The sequence below is a fragment of the Rothia sp. P100 genome (genome assembly GCF_023712425.1).
GTDB lineage: Bacteria > Actinomycetota > Actinomycetes > Actinomycetales > Micrococcaceae > Rothia > Rothia endophytica.
Map to the genome: position 1 here is coordinate 711,209 of NZ_JAMAYG010000001.1, position 15,314 is coordinate 726,522.

10 protein-coding genes and 1 tRNA gene are annotated in these 15,314 nt (G+C 57.7%); 4 read left to right on the forward strand and 7 right to left on the reverse strand.

What is annotated here, in order from left to right:
- Window positions 1–37: 37 nt before the first annotated feature.
- Window positions 38–2,815, forward strand: a complete 2,778-nt coding sequence (locus tag M3668_RS03275; RefSeq protein WP_251379701.1) for an FAD-binding and (Fe-S)-binding domain-containing protein — start codon at window positions 38–40, stop codon at window positions 2,813–2,815.
- A gap of 121 nt (window positions 2,816–2,936) precedes the next feature.
- Window positions 2,937–3,010: transfer RNA gene (locus M3668_RS03280), tRNA-Pro, on the forward strand.
- Between the two features lie 91 nt (window positions 3,011–3,101).
- Here the strand turns inward: M3668_RS03280 and M3668_RS03285 are convergent.
- The 5 genes from M3668_RS03285 to M3668_RS03305 all read right to left on the reverse strand — a co-directional run bounded on the left by M3668_RS03285 (window position 3,102) and on the right by M3668_RS03305 (window position 9,663).
- The gene (locus tag M3668_RS03285; protein ID WP_251379367.1) at window positions 3,102–5,234 is read right to left on the reverse strand and encodes an MMPL family transporter; all 2,133 of its coding nucleotides are present in this window, start codon (window positions 5,232–5,234) and stop codon (window positions 3,102–3,104) included.
- A gap of 98 nt (window positions 5,235–5,332) precedes the next feature.
- The gene (locus M3668_RS03290) at window positions 5,333–6,349 is read right to left on the reverse strand and encodes an acyltransferase family protein (protein ID WP_251379368.1); all 1,017 of its coding nucleotides are present in this window, start codon (window positions 6,347–6,349) and stop codon (window positions 5,333–5,335) included.
- A gap of 250 nt (window positions 6,350–6,599) precedes the next feature.
- A complete protein-coding gene (locus tag M3668_RS03295; RefSeq protein ID WP_251379369.1) occupies window positions 6,600–7,241 on the reverse strand; it encodes a LutC/YkgG family protein in 642 nt (213 codons plus the stop codon).
- Complete coding sequence (locus M3668_RS03300; protein WP_251379370.1) at window positions 7,241–8,863, reverse strand: lactate utilization protein B; 1,623 nt, start codon at window positions 8,861–8,863, stop codon at window positions 7,241–7,243. The genes M3668_RS03295 and M3668_RS03300 overlap by 1 nt, the downstream gene beginning before the upstream one ends.
- Before the next feature lie 2 nt (window positions 8,864–8,865).
- A complete protein-coding gene (locus M3668_RS03305; RefSeq protein WP_251379371.1) occupies window positions 8,866–9,663 on the reverse strand; it encodes a (Fe-S)-binding protein in 798 nt (265 codons plus the stop codon).
- Window positions 9,664–10,132: 469 nt separating this feature from the next.
- Between M3668_RS03305 and M3668_RS03310 the strand changes: the two genes are divergently transcribed.
- Window positions 10,133–11,848, forward strand: coding sequence for an L-lactate permease (locus M3668_RS03310; RefSeq protein WP_251379372.1), 1,716 nt, complete (start codon window positions 10,133–10,135; stop codon window positions 11,846–11,848).
- Between the two features lie 104 nt (window positions 11,849–11,952).
- On the forward strand, window positions 11,953–12,714 hold the full coding sequence (locus M3668_RS03315; protein WP_251379373.1) for a FadR/GntR family transcriptional regulator: 762 nt from the start codon (window positions 11,953–11,955) through the stop codon (window positions 12,712–12,714).
- Between the two features lie 64 nt (window positions 12,715–12,778).
- Here the strand turns inward: M3668_RS03315 and M3668_RS03320 are convergent, their stop codons facing one another.
- Both M3668_RS03320 and purD read right to left on the reverse strand, forming a co-directional pair.
- Window positions 12,779–13,705, reverse strand: coding sequence for a phosphoribosylaminoimidazolesuccinocarboxamide synthase (locus M3668_RS03320; RefSeq protein WP_251379374.1), 927 nt, complete (start codon window positions 13,703–13,705; stop codon window positions 12,779–12,781).
- 100 nt (window positions 13,706–13,805) lie between these two features.
- Window positions 13,806–15,086, reverse strand: a complete 1,281-nt coding sequence (purD, locus tag M3668_RS03325) for a phosphoribosylamine--glycine ligase (protein ID WP_251379375.1) — start codon at window positions 15,084–15,086, stop codon at window positions 13,806–13,808.
- Window positions 15,087–15,314: the final 228 nt, after the last annotated feature.

A 15,314-nucleotide genomic window follows, 5' to 3' on the forward strand; every position in this document is an offset into this window, starting at 1 on the left:
AGATTTCTTCTCAGACAGCACCACCGACCGCCTCGCCATGGCACACGATGCCTCCCATTACCTCCTGGTTCCCGGTGCAGTTGTGCGGCCCGAGTCAGCGGCTGACATTGGCAGAATCTTTGCCGGTGCAGCCCGCCACGGTGTCCCCCTCACCTTCCGCTCCGGGGGCACTTCACTTTCCGGCCAGGCAAGCACCGACGGCCTATTAATAGATACCCGCAGAAACTTCCGCGGAATCGAGGTACTGGATGGCGGTAAGCGGGTGCGCGTCCAGCCCGGCGCCACCGTCCAAGCGGTCAACATCCGCCTGGCACCTTACGGGCGCAAGCTGGGGCCAGACCCGGCGTCCATCACCGCTTGCACCATTGGTGGTGTGGTCGCCAATAACTCGTCGGGTATGTCCTCGGGGACCGAGTTCAACACCTATAACACCCTGGACTCCCTGGTTGTCGTGCTGCCCTCGGGAACCGTCATTGATACCGCCGATGCGGACGCAGACGCTCAGCTAGCAGCCAAAGAACCAGACCTGCATGAGGGTCTACTGCGCCTGCGACGCCGCATCGTGGATAACCCGGCATCCGTGGAGAAAATCGAGCAGCAGTTCTCTATGAAGAACACCATGGGGTACGGTCTTAACTCCTTTGTGGACTATGAGGTTCCGGTCAAGATTCTGGAACACCTGCTCGTAGGCTCCGAAGGAACCCTGGGGTTCATTGCCTCAGCCACCTACCGCACCCTGCCCATCCTGCCAGCGGTCTCCACCGGTCTGCTGACCTTTGATAATCTCATCGACGCCACCAGCACCATTCCAGCTCTAGTGGCAGCAGGCATGGCAACAGCAGAGCTCCTTGATGCAACCTCCATTCGCGTAGCCCAGCGCAGTGGCCAGGTACCGGCATCACTTGCCGCCATTGACGTCAAAGACCACGCCACTTTGCTGGTCGAATTCCAGGGCATCAGTAGAGAAGAACTGGCAGACAAAGAGGCGGCAGCTGCCCCCATGCTGTCTTCCCTGGGCACCGTTCTACCTTTCAGCATGACCACGGACGCCGCCGAACGAGACCTGCTCTGGGCGGCCCGCCGAGGCCTCTACACAACGGTGGCCGGAAACCGCCCTAGCGGCACTAACGCCCTGTTAGAAGACGTAGTGGTACCGGTCGAGCGCTTGGGTTCAACCTGCCAGGATCTCTCGGCCCTCTTTGACCAGCATGGCTATCAGGATTCAGTGATTTTCGGCCATGCTAAGGATGGCAACATCCACTTCATGCTCAATGAGCAGTTCCGCGACGCTGCTCTACTGAAACGCTATGAAGCCTTCACTGAGGACATGGTGGATCTCATCATTGGTGCTGACGGCTCCCTGAAGGCTGAGCACGGCACCGGCCGCATCATGGCGCCCTTTGTCCGCCGCCAGTTTGGCGATGAACTCTACGAGATCATGTGCGAGCTCAAAGCCCTGGTTGACCCGCGCGGCATGCTCAACCCCGGCGTCCTGCTCTCTGATGATCCCACCTCTTACGTGCAGAATCTCAAGGTAGCTGAGACGGTTGAAGAAGAGGTGGACCGCTGCGTGGAGTGCGGCTACTGTGAACCGGTTTGCCCCTCCAAAGACCTGACTCTTACGCCCCGCCAGCGGATCGTCCTCCGCCGGGAAATTCAGGCAGCCGAAGCCGAAGGCAACGGCCAGTTAGCGCAGCAACTGCGTGCGGACTACGACTACGCAGGGGTGCAGACCTGCGCGGTAGACGGCATGTGTCTGACCCGCTGCCCTATGCACATTGATACCGGTGAGCTGGTGCGCAGACTCCGCAGTGAAAACCAGAATAAGCTAGCGGCTACTGGCTGGAAACTTGCGGCTAAAAACTGGGGCGCAGTGGACGCAGGGGCCGGCAAAGCGCTGAACCTGGCTAAAGCTCTCCCCTTTCCGGCGGTCCAAAATGTCACGAAGGTGGCGCGCACTCTCGTGGGCGAAGACATGGTGCCTCTCTATAAGAAGCACCTCTCCGGCGGTGGAACCCGCCGCCATCCCCATGCCGATGAGGCAGCTGAGATCGTTTTCTTCCCCGCCTGCGTCAATGCCATGTTTGGCGGCATCGATGAGAACGGCGCTGACACCACCGTCAACGCCACCGCTGCCTTCACTGCCCTCTGCGAGCGCGCGGGTGTACACTACACGGTGCCCGAGGGTATCGGTGAGCTCTGCTGCGGCACTCCCTGGAAGTCCAAGGGCTACACCGGTGGATACGCCATTATGCGCGATAAAGTTCTCACTGCACTCTGGAAAGCCACGGATGGCGGGCGCCTACCGGTGATCTGTGATGCTTCATCCTGCACCGAGGGGCTGCTGACCATGCAGCAGAAAGTTGCCGCCGCGGTAGAGAGCCAGCAGGGGCGCAGCCGAGTGCCGGGTGAGCCGGATTTCTCCCGTATTGTCTTCATTGACTCGGTAGAATTCGCCGCCGACCGTCTACTTCCCCAGTTAGCGGTTACGGCTCCCATCGCTTCTCTTGCCCTGCACCCCACCTGCTCCATCACCCATCTGGGCTTGCAGAGCCGTATGGTGCAGATTGCTGAGGCGATCTCACCGGACGCCGTGGTACCGGCTGCCTGGGGTTGCTGTGGTTACGCCGGGGATAGGGGTATGTTGCACCCCGAGCTGACGGCTAGCGCTACCGCTGCTGAGGCTGCTGAGGTTAATCAGCGCACCTTTGTTGCCTATGCCTCAACTAACCGCACCTGTGAGCAGGGCATGACGGAGGCAACCGGGCACAGCTACCAAAACATCCTGCAGCTATTAGAGCGGGCAACCCGGTAAAGAGATGGCGCGCTGATCAGTGCAGAGAAAGCGCGCTATCGGCCTTGCCTGGTTTTGCGTCCTAGCAGGCGGAGCGTTATTATTGAACAGTTGCTCTAGGCTCAAAAGCTGAAGCAACAATCGGGATGTGGCGCAGCTTGGTAGCGCGCGTCGTTCGGGACGACGAGGTCGCAGGTTCAAATCCTGTCATCCCGACAAATAGCCCCGGAACTCAGCAGAGTTCCGGGGCTTTGTCGTACCTGGCCGGTTATGGAGACGTATCCGACACTATCTGACGAGAAAGCTCCTAAGGCTTCTTGGTCAGTTTGGAGGGCCACCAGACCTTGGCGCCGATGTCCTCAACCAATGCTGGGATGAGCAGGGCGCGGACCACGGTGGCATCCAGCAGAACGCCGAAGGCGACGATGAAGGCCAGCTGCACAAGGAACATGAGGGGGATGACGGCAAGGGCGGCGAAGGTCGCTGCTAGTACGATACCGGCGCTGGTGATGACACCACCGGTCACCACCAGCCCCTTGCGCATGCCTTGAGTGGTGCCAACCTGTAGGGCTTCTTCGCGGACCCGGGTCATGAGGAAGATGGTGTAGTCGATGCCCAGGGCTACGAGGAAGACGAAGCCGTAGAGGGGTACGGTGGGGTCTGCGCCAGGGAAGCCGAGGATGTGGTTGAAGACCAGGGCTGAGACGCCAATGGCGGTGAGGTAGGACAGCACTGTTGCGGCAACTAGTAGCAGGGGTGCGGCGATGGAGCGCAGCAGCAGCATGAGGATGAGGGTGATGACGATGAGCACCGAGGGGATGATGACGGTGAGGTCGCGTACGGCGCTGGTGTTAGTGTCCAGGTTGGTGGCGCTTTCACCGCCGACGATAGCTCCGGTGTCGTTCAGTTCGGTTCGGATGGTTTTGATGGTTTCTTCGGCCTCGCGGGAGTCTGCGGGGTCGCTGAGGGTTGCTTGAATCAGCACTTTGCCATCGACCACGGTGGGTGCGGCGTTGGCAAACATAGGCGGCAGGTTGGCAGCCTCTGCACCGAGGGGTATGGTGCCTGAGGGTGATTCCTCTGAAAGTACTGCTAGGGAGTCCACGCCCTCGGTTGCTTCAAGGGCGCTAACGGCGGTGTCCATGGAATTTTCGGGCAGAATGATGGACGCTGGTGAGCCGGAGCCTGCGGGGAAGTGCTGGGCGAGTACCGCCTGGCCGTCGCGGGCTTGGGATTCACCGAGCACCAGGTCTGACTGGCGCACACCGTTGGCCTGGAAGGTCGTGGCGAAGGCCGCGAAGATGGCGAGCACAAAGACGGTAGCTAGCCAGACCTTACGGGGTTTAGCAGAAACAAAATCTGCAATTTTGACCCAGAGACCCGCGCTAGCGTCCTGAGTTCCCTCACGTAATTTGGGGCGGGCAGGCCAGAAGGCTGCTCTGCCAGCTAGGGCGAGGGTGGCGGGGAGGAAGGTAAGGGCGGCTAGCATGGAAAGGACGATGCCGGTGCCAGCCACCGGGCCCAGCGCCTTGTTGGAAGATAGCTCGGAGAGGAGCAAGCAGAGCAGACCGGCAATGACGGTGCCACCGGAGGCAAGAATAGGCTCAAAGCTTCCCTTGAGAGCTGCTTTGGTGGCGTCGAATCGAGAGGCGTACTGGGTGAGAGCCTCACGGTGGCGGGCGACGTAGAGCAGGGAGTAGTCGGTTGCTGCACCGACCACCAGAATGAGCAGAATGCCTTGAACCTGCCCGTTGATTTTGACCCAGCCCATGTTAGCCATGTGCCAGATGACGAAGATAGCGCCGGAGAGCGCGACTATAGAGGTGATGAGCACCAGGATGGGAAGAACCGGTGAACGGTAGACAATGAGCAGAATGATAAAGACAACAATCAGGGCCACGGCGAGCAGGATACCGTCGATTCCGCCGAAGGCTTCGACGAGGTCAGCGGTGAAACCAGCCGGCCCGGTAATGTAGCCGGTGAGACCAGCCGGCGGGTCAGCGATGTAGCTACGTACCGCTTCGACCGGTTCAAGCACATCTTCGTTGCCTTCTAGTGGGATGATAATTTCTGCAGCTTGCCCGTCTTCTGAGTAGATGACCGGGGAAGTTTCGCCGCTGATAAAACCCTCATCACGCATGGATTGGGTTAGCCCGTCTAGGTAGGAGCGGTGTTCATCGGTGAGTTCGCCGTCGGCAGCGAAGACAGCAATAGCCGGGATGGAATCTGACCCGAAGAAGTCCCGCTGTTGCTCGGTCACCTGGGTTGATTCAGCGCTTTGGGGCAGAAAGTCGGTTGCTGAGTTGGTTGAGACTTCTGAGATTTTGCCAAAGTAAGGCCCGCCAATACCTGCAACAGCCACCCAGACCAGCACCAGAAGGGCAGGAAACAGGGCTCGTACCCATGTGCGATTTTTTGGGGGCGCTATATGTTTGGGCATGGCTATCTCACCTTTCTTCTAGGGGTGAGATGAGCCTATCAGAAAGAGGGGTCAACCTAACGCGAAAGCACCTTGTTGAGTAGGTAACCCCACAAACATTAACTCCTGCCGGTGACCAGCGCTAATAGACTTTCCAGGGGGCCACGTCGAGCGATCGTTCTGCCTAGCAGACGGTCCCAACTCCAGGCAAAAAGTAGGGATAGGGCAATGAGAAGCACGAGCATCCACCAGGAGTCGTCGTTGTAAGGCAAGCCGTAGGCCGGGGCGTAGCGAATATAGAGAGCCAGCACGCCTATCTGCAAGACGTAGAGCGAGAGCGTCATCCTGCCGGCAGCTACCAGCGGGTCAAGCACCTGGGCACGCGAAGCAAAGATACGTGCTAGTAGGCAACTCCACCCTAGGGCAGCGATACTCAAGAAGAGCGCGAACGCGATTTCAAGCCTGCTGGCGGTATAGGGCAAGAACTCGCTGAGTTCGGTGGTTGCATACCAGTAGATTAGGCCGGCGACGCCGGTAGCGGCTATCGCAGTTACCGTATCTCCAACTGCTCCCCACTCCCCCAGTGCACGAGCCAGGATGCCACCAACACAGGCATAGGCCAGAAGGGTGAAAACCTGATAGTGGGTGCCGGTGAAGAACCACTGGTAGGCGTACTGGAGGTAGCTACCGGAAAGTACCTGCTCATTGTAGGCGGGTGTGAAAAAGGTCAGCGCGGTGGTGGCGAACCACCATGAGAGTAAAGATATGACACCCAGCAGCCAGGCAGGCAAGAAGACCAGCGGGGCGATGAGGACGCTCAAAACACCCAGGTAGGGCAGGACGATATCCACGTGCGCGTCCCACGTATTGATATATAGCCCAATAGCTATCAACATGATTCCGCGGACCACCGATGAGGCAAAGAGTACCGGGAAGCTCATGCGTTCTGTGGAGAGGTAGGCTGACACGCCCATCAGCAGAGCAAAGAGGGGGGCGGTTGCAAACTCACTGAGGTTTAGGATGCCAGCTGGCCCCGCGCTAGGGGCAACATGAGCTACGTACATGGCAATGAGTGCCAGGCAGCGTGCAAGGTCCACGCCAATAATACGCCCCGCGCCCGGTGTTGCTGTCTTCATGGAATCTCCACTTCTACGTCCGTTCACGATTATGCCACGGTCTTCCGGGAGTGGAGTGTGACAAATTACCTGCACCAGATCACCCTCCCCGAGTTTAGTTCAAGCATGCAGTACGGGTAAGACTCGATCATCGGTAACCGTCATAATCCTCGCTGAGGAATCAGCTAGAGCGCCAAGGATGTCTCCTCAAATATAAAAAGATGGGGTGTGAACTTTCAGTTCACACCCCATCTTTTTGTTTGCCAGCGCTCTATTTGAGGATGATGACATCCAGAGTACGGGGGCCGTGCACGCCCTCCACACGAATCAGCTCGATATCACTGGTGGCTGAGGGGCCAGAAATCCACGTGATGGGCTTTTCGATATCCAGTCGAGCAACAGTTTCAGGAATAAGCTCCACAATGGTTTCCACCGGCACCACGCAGATGTGGTGATCAGGGACCAGGGTGATAGCGCGGCGTCCCTCAGCAGGGTTGCTGTTGAGCGCAATGGTACCAGTTTCAGCGCAGGACACGGTCGATGAGGTCACCACGGCGTCCACAGCGTCTAATTCGCGCACGGAAAGCGCACCTGGCTTATCAGCGTTACCAGAATCTGTGACCGCTGAACGTGAAGCGGTGTCCTCAGGCAACCAAGCGGCATCCAGACCAGCAGGCACCACGTAGCGCGATGCCTTAGCCAGTAGCTCATCAATGCGACCGGCGATAGTCTCAGCGGTTTCATGATAAACGTTGGCCTTGTAGTCAATCAGACGGTCGACCAGAATCTCAATGATTTCTTCCTGACCCTTGTCGCTGACTCGGCGGTAGGTACGCACCGGTTCAGCGGGCTGGGGTGAATCCCAAAGGGAGGCACGGATGCGGCCCAGAATCTCGCTCTTAGCATCGGTCATTACTGTGCCTCCTTGATGATGGGGTTAGCGGCCTCAGCTTTGGCGTGAGCCTCAGCTACCTTAGTTTTGTTAGCCTCCATGAGGGCAGCAACGTCCACCCGGGAGCCGCCCACCCGCTTGGGCGCAGCACCGCGCTCTTTCTTCCACTGGTTACGGAAGGAGGTGGACGGGGGCTCAGGAATGTCTCGGTAGTCAGTCCAGCCGCCAACCAGACCGGGCAGCTTGCTAATCTTGTGCTTCTTACCGGTCACCAGCTTTGAGACAGGCAGACCCTTGGTTGCCAGGCCCATGAGCTTACCGGAGCTAAAGAGCTTCTTAGCGCCAAACATGATGGCGTCCATCTGGTAGTGGGGGTCCTTCTTACCGCCGGCAAATTCGCCCTGTGCCTTCTCGGCGTCCACTGCCTTACCGCGCAGGTGAACCAGCACGTCAGGGATGTTAATCTTTACGGGGCATGCGTCATAGCAAGCACCGCAGAGGGAGGACGCGAAGGGCAGGGTGGCATTGTGCTCGTTCTCGATACCGCCCAGCTGGGGTGAGAGAATGGCGCCGATGGGCCCGGGGTAGGTTGAGCCGTAGGCGTGACCACCGGCGCGCTCGTACACTGGGCAGACGTTCATGCAGGCGGAGCAGCGGATACAGTTTAGAGCCTGACGGCCTACCTGGTCAGCTAGGACAGCGGTGCGACCATTGTCCATGAGGATGACGTGCAGGTTCTGGGGGCCATCGCCCGGGGTGACACCGGTCCACATGGAGGTGTAGGGGTTCATGCGCTCACCGGTGGACGAGCGAGGCAGCAGCTGAGTGAAGACCTCAAGGTCCTGTACGGTGGGCAGTAGCTTCTCAACACCCATGAAGGTAATGAGGGTGTCGGGCAGGGTCAGGCACATGCGACCGTTGCCTTCTGACTCAACGATGGTCATGGTGCCGGTATCGGCGATACCAAAGTTTACGCCCGAGATAGCCACCTTGTTGGTCAGAAACTTCTCGCGCAGACGGAAGCGAGATGCCTCGGCGAGTTCAGCAGGATCATCCGACAGGTTGGGATTAACGCCCTCAATCTTGCGGCGGAAGATATCGCGAATCTCGGTGCGGTTGCGGTGGATAGCGGGTACCAGGATGTGGGAGGGACGGTCGTTATCGCCCAGCTGCACAATTTCTTCTGCAAGGTCAGTTTCGATAGCGTGAATACCGAATTCTTCCAGGTACTCGTTCAGCCCGGTTTCGGCTGTAGCCATGGACTTGATCTTATTGACCTCTGTGACACCCTCAGCCTGGATGAGCTTAAGAGCAATCTCATTTGCCTCGTGAGCGTCGCGTGCCCAGTGCACGTGACCGCCCTTGGCAGTGAAGTTACGCTCAAACTCTTCGAGGTAGGTATCCAGGTTAGCCATAACCTGCTGCTTGATCATGGAACCGGCGGTGCGTAGATCCTGCCAGTCGGGCAGTTCGCTGGTAACAGCGTCACGCTTGGTACGGATCTTATGAGTCGCAAAGCCCAGGTTGGCGCGTAGTTGCTCGTTCTTGAGCTCACGTTTTGCGTATTCGGGGAAGGGCTCGTGTTCAAAGATATTGCCCACTCCGTGGCGGACCTGGGGCATACCGAGTGCGGTTGCAGTCATGTTTACTTACCTCCTGCGGTAACAGAGACGGGGCCAGAAACCTTAAGCGGGTTTTCTTTAGTGGATGCCAGAATTTCAGCGAAGTGAACCGTCTGAACCGGTGATTCCTTACGGGACAGGGCGCCGCCGATGTTCATCAGGCAGGAGACGTCACCGCCAGTGCACACGCTGGCACCGGTTTCTTCAATGTGCTGCACCTTATCAGCGACCATAGCGCCTGAAGTGTCGGCGTTCTTAAAGGAGAAGGTGCCACCAAAGCCGCAACACTGATCTTGGTCTTCAATCTGGGTGTATTCCAGGCCTCCCACGGTGCGCACCAAATCTTCCTGGCGAGTGCCAAGACGTAGCAGACGCATGCCATGGCAGGACGCGTGGAAGGTAACCTTCTCAGGGAAGTAGGAGCCCAGCTGTTCAGCAGCATCAGTAATGCCGCAGATATCAATCAAGAACTGGGACAGCTCAAAGGTGCGGGCCGCCAGGTCAGCAGCTGCGGTGGCGGTGGCGGTGTCACCGGCTCGCTCAGCAATCATGGGCTGCTGGTGTCCCAAGGAAGCAACGCAGGAGCCCGAGGGGGCTACGGCTACGTCAAAGTCCCACTCGCTGAAGGCCTTAACGTGGGTTTTAACCACCGGGTAAGCATCGTCAAAATATCCCGAATTGACGTGCATCTGGGAGCAGCAGGTCTGCCCCTGAGGGAACACAACTTCATGCCCCAAACGCTCTAGGACGCTAACGGTAGCTGCCGCTACCTTCGGGTACATAGCGTCTACGATGCACGTTGAAAATAGTGCCACACGCATGTCTATCTCTCAATCTTCCGTACGGTGCTCCCTGCCGCCATCCGTAGCGCTACCGCCGTCTTTGAGCGGGTGCCGGAAGCGAGAGAGGGCCCTTAGTTTGGATTCTCTTCTTCACTCTTCATTTAACACGATATTGGGTCACTTTTACCTTTTTAATAAGGGCACATTTTTTTACTCAAATCATCTGATGGTCTGACCACATCAAGACCAGTTCGACTCCTTGACCTTGTCGGGGGAGCATCGACAGTTTGAGCCATCCCTCATTGCCCCTGCGCCAGCATTTCGGAAACATCTAAAACACCTTCAGATAAGCCCAAAAAAGTGGTTTGAACAACTTGGCAGAGTGTTATAAGTCATGTAGTCTAAACCTCATCACTATGGTCTGACCACACAATCAGGTCTCTTAATTTTTATATTTGATAACTCATAGAAGAGTCATCATCTCTGCACACATTCAAGGAGGTTTACGGTGGAGAATACTTATACCGCTGTAACCGACGCCGTAGGTGGCAGCCTTGCGCTCAGCGCACTGGTTTCAACCCTGCCCCTACTGGCGTTCTTCATTATGCTGCTGGGTTTTAAAGCCCGCGCACACGTCTCGGGTCTTGTTTCCCTCATTGTCGCTATCCTCGTAGCCGTCTTCGGCTTCGGCATGCCTTTCGATCTTGCCGGTATGAGCGCTTTCCGCGGCGGTATCTACGGTCTCTTCCCCATCGTCTGGGTTATCCTCATGGCGATCTGGTTCTATCAGATCACCGTGCTCTCAGGCCGCTTTGAAGACCTCCGACGCACCTTCGACCTCATCGGCGGCGGCGACCTACGCATCCAGGCAATCCTCATCGCTTTCTGCTTCGGCGGTCTACTTGAGGCACTTGCAGGCTTCGGCGCCCCCGTTGCTATTACCGCAACCATGATCCTGGCACTCGGTGTTAAGCCCCTCAAGGCAGCGACCACCGTCCTTATCGCCAATACCGCCCCCGTTGCCTTCGGCGCAGTTGCTATCCCCATCACCACCGCCGGTGAAGTTGCCTACGGCGCCAACGAACAGGGCGCCCAGGCTGCCGTCAACGTGGCAGCCGTTGTTGGTCACCAGGCGCCCTTCATCGCCTTCTTCGTCCCCTTCATCCTGCTCTGGATCCTAGATGGTGTAAAGGGCATCAAGGACGCGTGGATGCACGCCGCCGTTATCGGTCTGGCCTTCTCAGTGGCGCAGTGGTGGGCAGCTACTTACTTCGCCTACCAGCTCACCGACGTGATTGCCTGCATTGTCTCCATTGCAGCAGCCGTAGTCTTTATGCGCTTCGTCAAGCCTCGCGGAGTTGCGGGTGTCCGCGAGCGCTACGGCATCACTGAGTCAGCTGAATCAGTGCACCTGCCCGCCCGCCGCATCTGGATGGCACTCATGCCCTACCTCATTGTTGTTATCATCTTCGGTCTAGCTAATCTCTACACCCCGCTGGTTAACTGGCTCAAGGCGCAGTCCATCAAGTTCGATATTCCCCTGCTGGCAGAACGACTGGTCACCGCTTCTGGCGATCCCGTCAACTCCGCCTACACCTGGGCCTGGCTGGCTAACCCCGGCACCTACCTGCTCTTCTCGGGTCTGATTGTTGCTGTGATCTACTCCATCTTCAACGAGAAGGGTGCCTACAAGCTTGGCCTTGGGGACGTCCTCAAGGAAATCGGCGCTGTCGCCTACAAGATGCGCTGGACCGCTGTCACCATCGCCCTGGTTCTGGCCCTGGCCTTCGTCATGAACTACTCAGGTCAGACCGTTGCCATCGGTGAATTCGTTGCCTCCCTCGGTGTGGCTTATGCCTTCCTCTCACCCGTTCTGGGTTGGGTTGGTACCGCAGTTACCGGTTCTGACACCAGCGCCAACGCGCTCTTCTCCAAGCTGCAGGTCACTGCCGCTGAGAACTTGCAGGCGAACGGTGTTCCCGGCGCTCACCCCGAACTTATGCTGGCTGCTAACACCACCGGTGGTGTTGTGGGCAAGATGATCTCACCCCAGTCCCTGGCTATCGCAGCTACCTCGGTGAACATGGAAGGCAAGGAATCAGAGATTTTCAAGGCTGTCCTGCCCTGGTCCTTCATCCTCCTGTTTGCTATCTGCGTGCTGGTCTTCTTGCAGTCCAACATTCTGGGATTCATGGTTGACCCCTACTTCGCCAGCAACCAGTAACACTCTGTAGCCTCACGGCTAAGATATATGAGACGGTGCAGCGCCCTCGCTTCGTTGGGGCTGCACCGTCTTGCTACCCCCATTCCTTTCATGAAAGTAAAGACGTGAAAGATAAAGAACGCACCTACACCGCTCTACTGGAGTCGGTGGAATACAGGCTGCGCCACGGCCAACTACGCGTGGGCGACCGCCTACCCGGGGAACGGACCCTGGCTGAAGAATACGGGATCTCGCGCCCATCTGTACGCGAAGCTCTGCGCATCCTCAGCGCAGTAGGGCTCATTCGCTCGGGCGTAGGATCAGGCCCTAAATCAGGGGCCGTTGTCATCTCCCAGCCCTCGGATGCTCTGGGTTGGGCTCTGCGCATGCACATCGCCACGCGCACCCTGCCCGTAGCAGACATCGTCACCACCCGCGTCCTGCTCGAAGGTAACGCTGCCGCCCAAGCAGCTAAGGTGGCGCACCTGCCCGAACACAGCGAAGCTCTGCAAAGGGCAGAGAGCTACCTCGATGAGATGAGTCACGCCGGTATCTGTGATGACCGTTTCCACTTCTGCGATACTCGCTTTCACTACGAAATCTCGTCACTAAGCGGCAACATCGTCATGGAAACCGTCATCGACTCACTGCACCTTGCCACGGTGGGTTATGTACAAGAAGCAGTGCCCTATTTAGAAGACTGGGAAAGCACCAAAAAGGAGCTCCAGCGGCAGCACAGGGAAATTTTCGCAGCGGTGACCACCGGTGAGCCTGAACGCGCCCAGGTAGCGGTAGCCGAGCATATCCGCTGGTTCTATGCTCTCTCAGAGATTGGTGCCACCCACTACGAGTACCACCAGAAGGTACGCGCAGAGCAGGGCAGCTAACCTAGGCATACAAAGAGGCGGGGTGCACCAGGAAGATTCCTGGTGCACCCCGCCTCTTTAGCCCTTAAGCCTTAAAGGTCTGCCCGGTCAGGCGTTCAAAGGCTTCCACATAGCGTGCCCGGGTCTTCTCAACCACGTCGGTAGGTAGTTCCGGCACAGGGCCGGTGCCGTCCCAACCAGAAGCCGCGCTCTTGAGCCAGTCGCGCACGTACTGCTTATCGAAGGACGACTGGGAGCGGCCTGGCTTGTAGTCCTCGGCGTCCCAGAATCGGGAGGAATCGGGGGTGAGGACCTCGTCACCCAGGGTGATTTCACCACGGTAAGAGTCGGTGCCGAACTCAATTTTGGTATCGGCGAGAATAATGCCGCGTTCGCGGGCAATTTTCTCTGCGGTTTGGTAAACGTAGAGGGTGAGTTCCTCCAGGCGGTCTGCGATTGCTTCGCCGACTTCTTCGTTGAGCTCCTCGATGGTGATGGGCTCGTCGTGTTCACCCACTTCTGCTTTACCGGTAGGGGTAAAAAGCGCGTTCTCAAGGCGGGAACCATCCACAAGACCGGCCGGTAGCTTGTATTCATTGACCATTCCCGTCTTTTGGTAGGAGACAAGCCCTGAGCCGGTGAGATAACCACGCACGATACATTCCACGGGAAACATATTCAGAGATTTGCAAATCATGGCTCGCCCGGCAACAACTTCAGGCACATCGGTGGAGAGCACGTGGTTGGGCACACCGGTGAGCTGCTTGAACCACCAGAGAGACATCTGGGTAAGGATCTTGCCTTTATCGGGGATTTCAGTGGGGAGCACTTGGTCAAAGGCGCTGATACGGTCCGTAGCAACGACCATGACACAACCGGCGCGAAGTTCAGCATCGTCGCTGAGGTTCACCCCTACCGCGTCCTGTGTATCTTCTAAGGGGATGTAGAGGTCTCGGACTTTACCGGAATAAACGTGCTTCCAGCCGGGAATATCAACCGGGGTGTTGGTCATTGTGGTTCTCCTGGTATGTGATGCAGGGTGAGGTGTGAGCTAATGATAAAACAGTGACTGCCCACCCGTACATAGGGTGAGCAGTCATAGAACTATTTAGTTAGAGAGGGGTGGGAATGGTAATGCGGTTCTCAGCGGCAGCTAGAGCAATATCTGAGCGGTTCTGCGCGCCATCCCAGCTAATGGCAGCAACACCAGAATAGGCTCGTTCGCGGGCGTCTGCAAGGTCTTCGCCTAGAGCTACTACGGCCAGCACGCGGCCACCGGCTGTTTCGATGCCGCGGTCGGTAGACACAGTACCAGCGTGGTCTACGTGCACCCCTTCAAGAGCGTTAGCTGCTTCGATGCCGGTGATGACGTCGCCTCTGCGGGGAGTGTCAGGGTAGTTTTCCGCTGCCATGACGACGTCAACGGCGGTGCGGGGGTCCCAGTCCAGTTCTATATCTGCGGGCAGCTCACCCTTGGCTGCTGCCATGAGCAACCCTCCCAGGGGGGTTTTGAGGCGGGTCAGCACTGCCTGAGTTTCAGGGTCTCCAAAACGGGCATTGAACTCAATGACGCGGATGCCGCGGGAGGTCGCAGCTAACCCGCAGTAGAGCACTCCGACAAAGGGGGTGCCTCGGTGATTCATTTCAGCGATAGTGGGGGCAGCTACCCTCTGAATGACTTCTTCAACGAAGCCTTCAGGTAGCCAAGGCAAGGGGGTGTAGGCACCCATGCCACCGGTGTTGGGGCCCCGATCCTCATCAAAAATACGCTTGAAGTCTTGAGCAGGCGAGAGCGGTACACAGTTAGTGCCATCAGAAAGCACAAAAAGGGAAACTTCGGGGCCATCCAGATATTCCTCGATAACCACGGTGCCGCCGGCGGCGAAACAGGTTTCGGCGTGGGCTAGCGCGTCGTCGTAGTCCTCGGTGACTATTACGCCCTTACCCGCGGCCAGCCCGTCGTCTTTGACCACATAGGGTGCACCAAAAGCAGCAAGCGCACTTTCAGCTTCTTCTTTGGTACCAGCCACACGAGCCAGAGCGGTAGGGACACCGGCAGCAGCCATGACCTCTTTGGCAAAAGCTTTAGAGCCTTCAAGTAAGGCAGCGGGCTTGGAGGGACCAAAGACCGCGAAGCCAGCATCGCGCAGGGCATCGGATACCCCGGCGACCAGAGGGGCTTCGGGGCCAACTACCACTAGATCAACGGCAAGTTCCTGGGCCAGTTCGACGGCCTCCAGGGGGTTATTGGCGTCAATGGCATGAACCGGGGCATGAGCGGCTATGCCCGCATTACCCGGTGCAGAATGCACTTCGGTGACAGATGAATCTCTCTGCAAAGCTCGGATAATTGCGTGTTCTCGCCCGCCGGGGCCAAGTACCAAAACCTTCATACCCTTAGGCTACCCGATAGCATCAGCTTGACCAGTTTATCCAGCAGAGGTGACGCGAAAGATAACGTGTATATTCGCGCTCTATTAGCCATTCAACACAGCATTTCCTGCTGTTTATCTACACCATTTTGTTTTCGACATCACACATCCCCAAGCCCTATCCCCTTCCCTGACCACGACTGCCTCGTGCGGATCCGGTCCAGCACTTCTTCCCGTGATAAATACTGT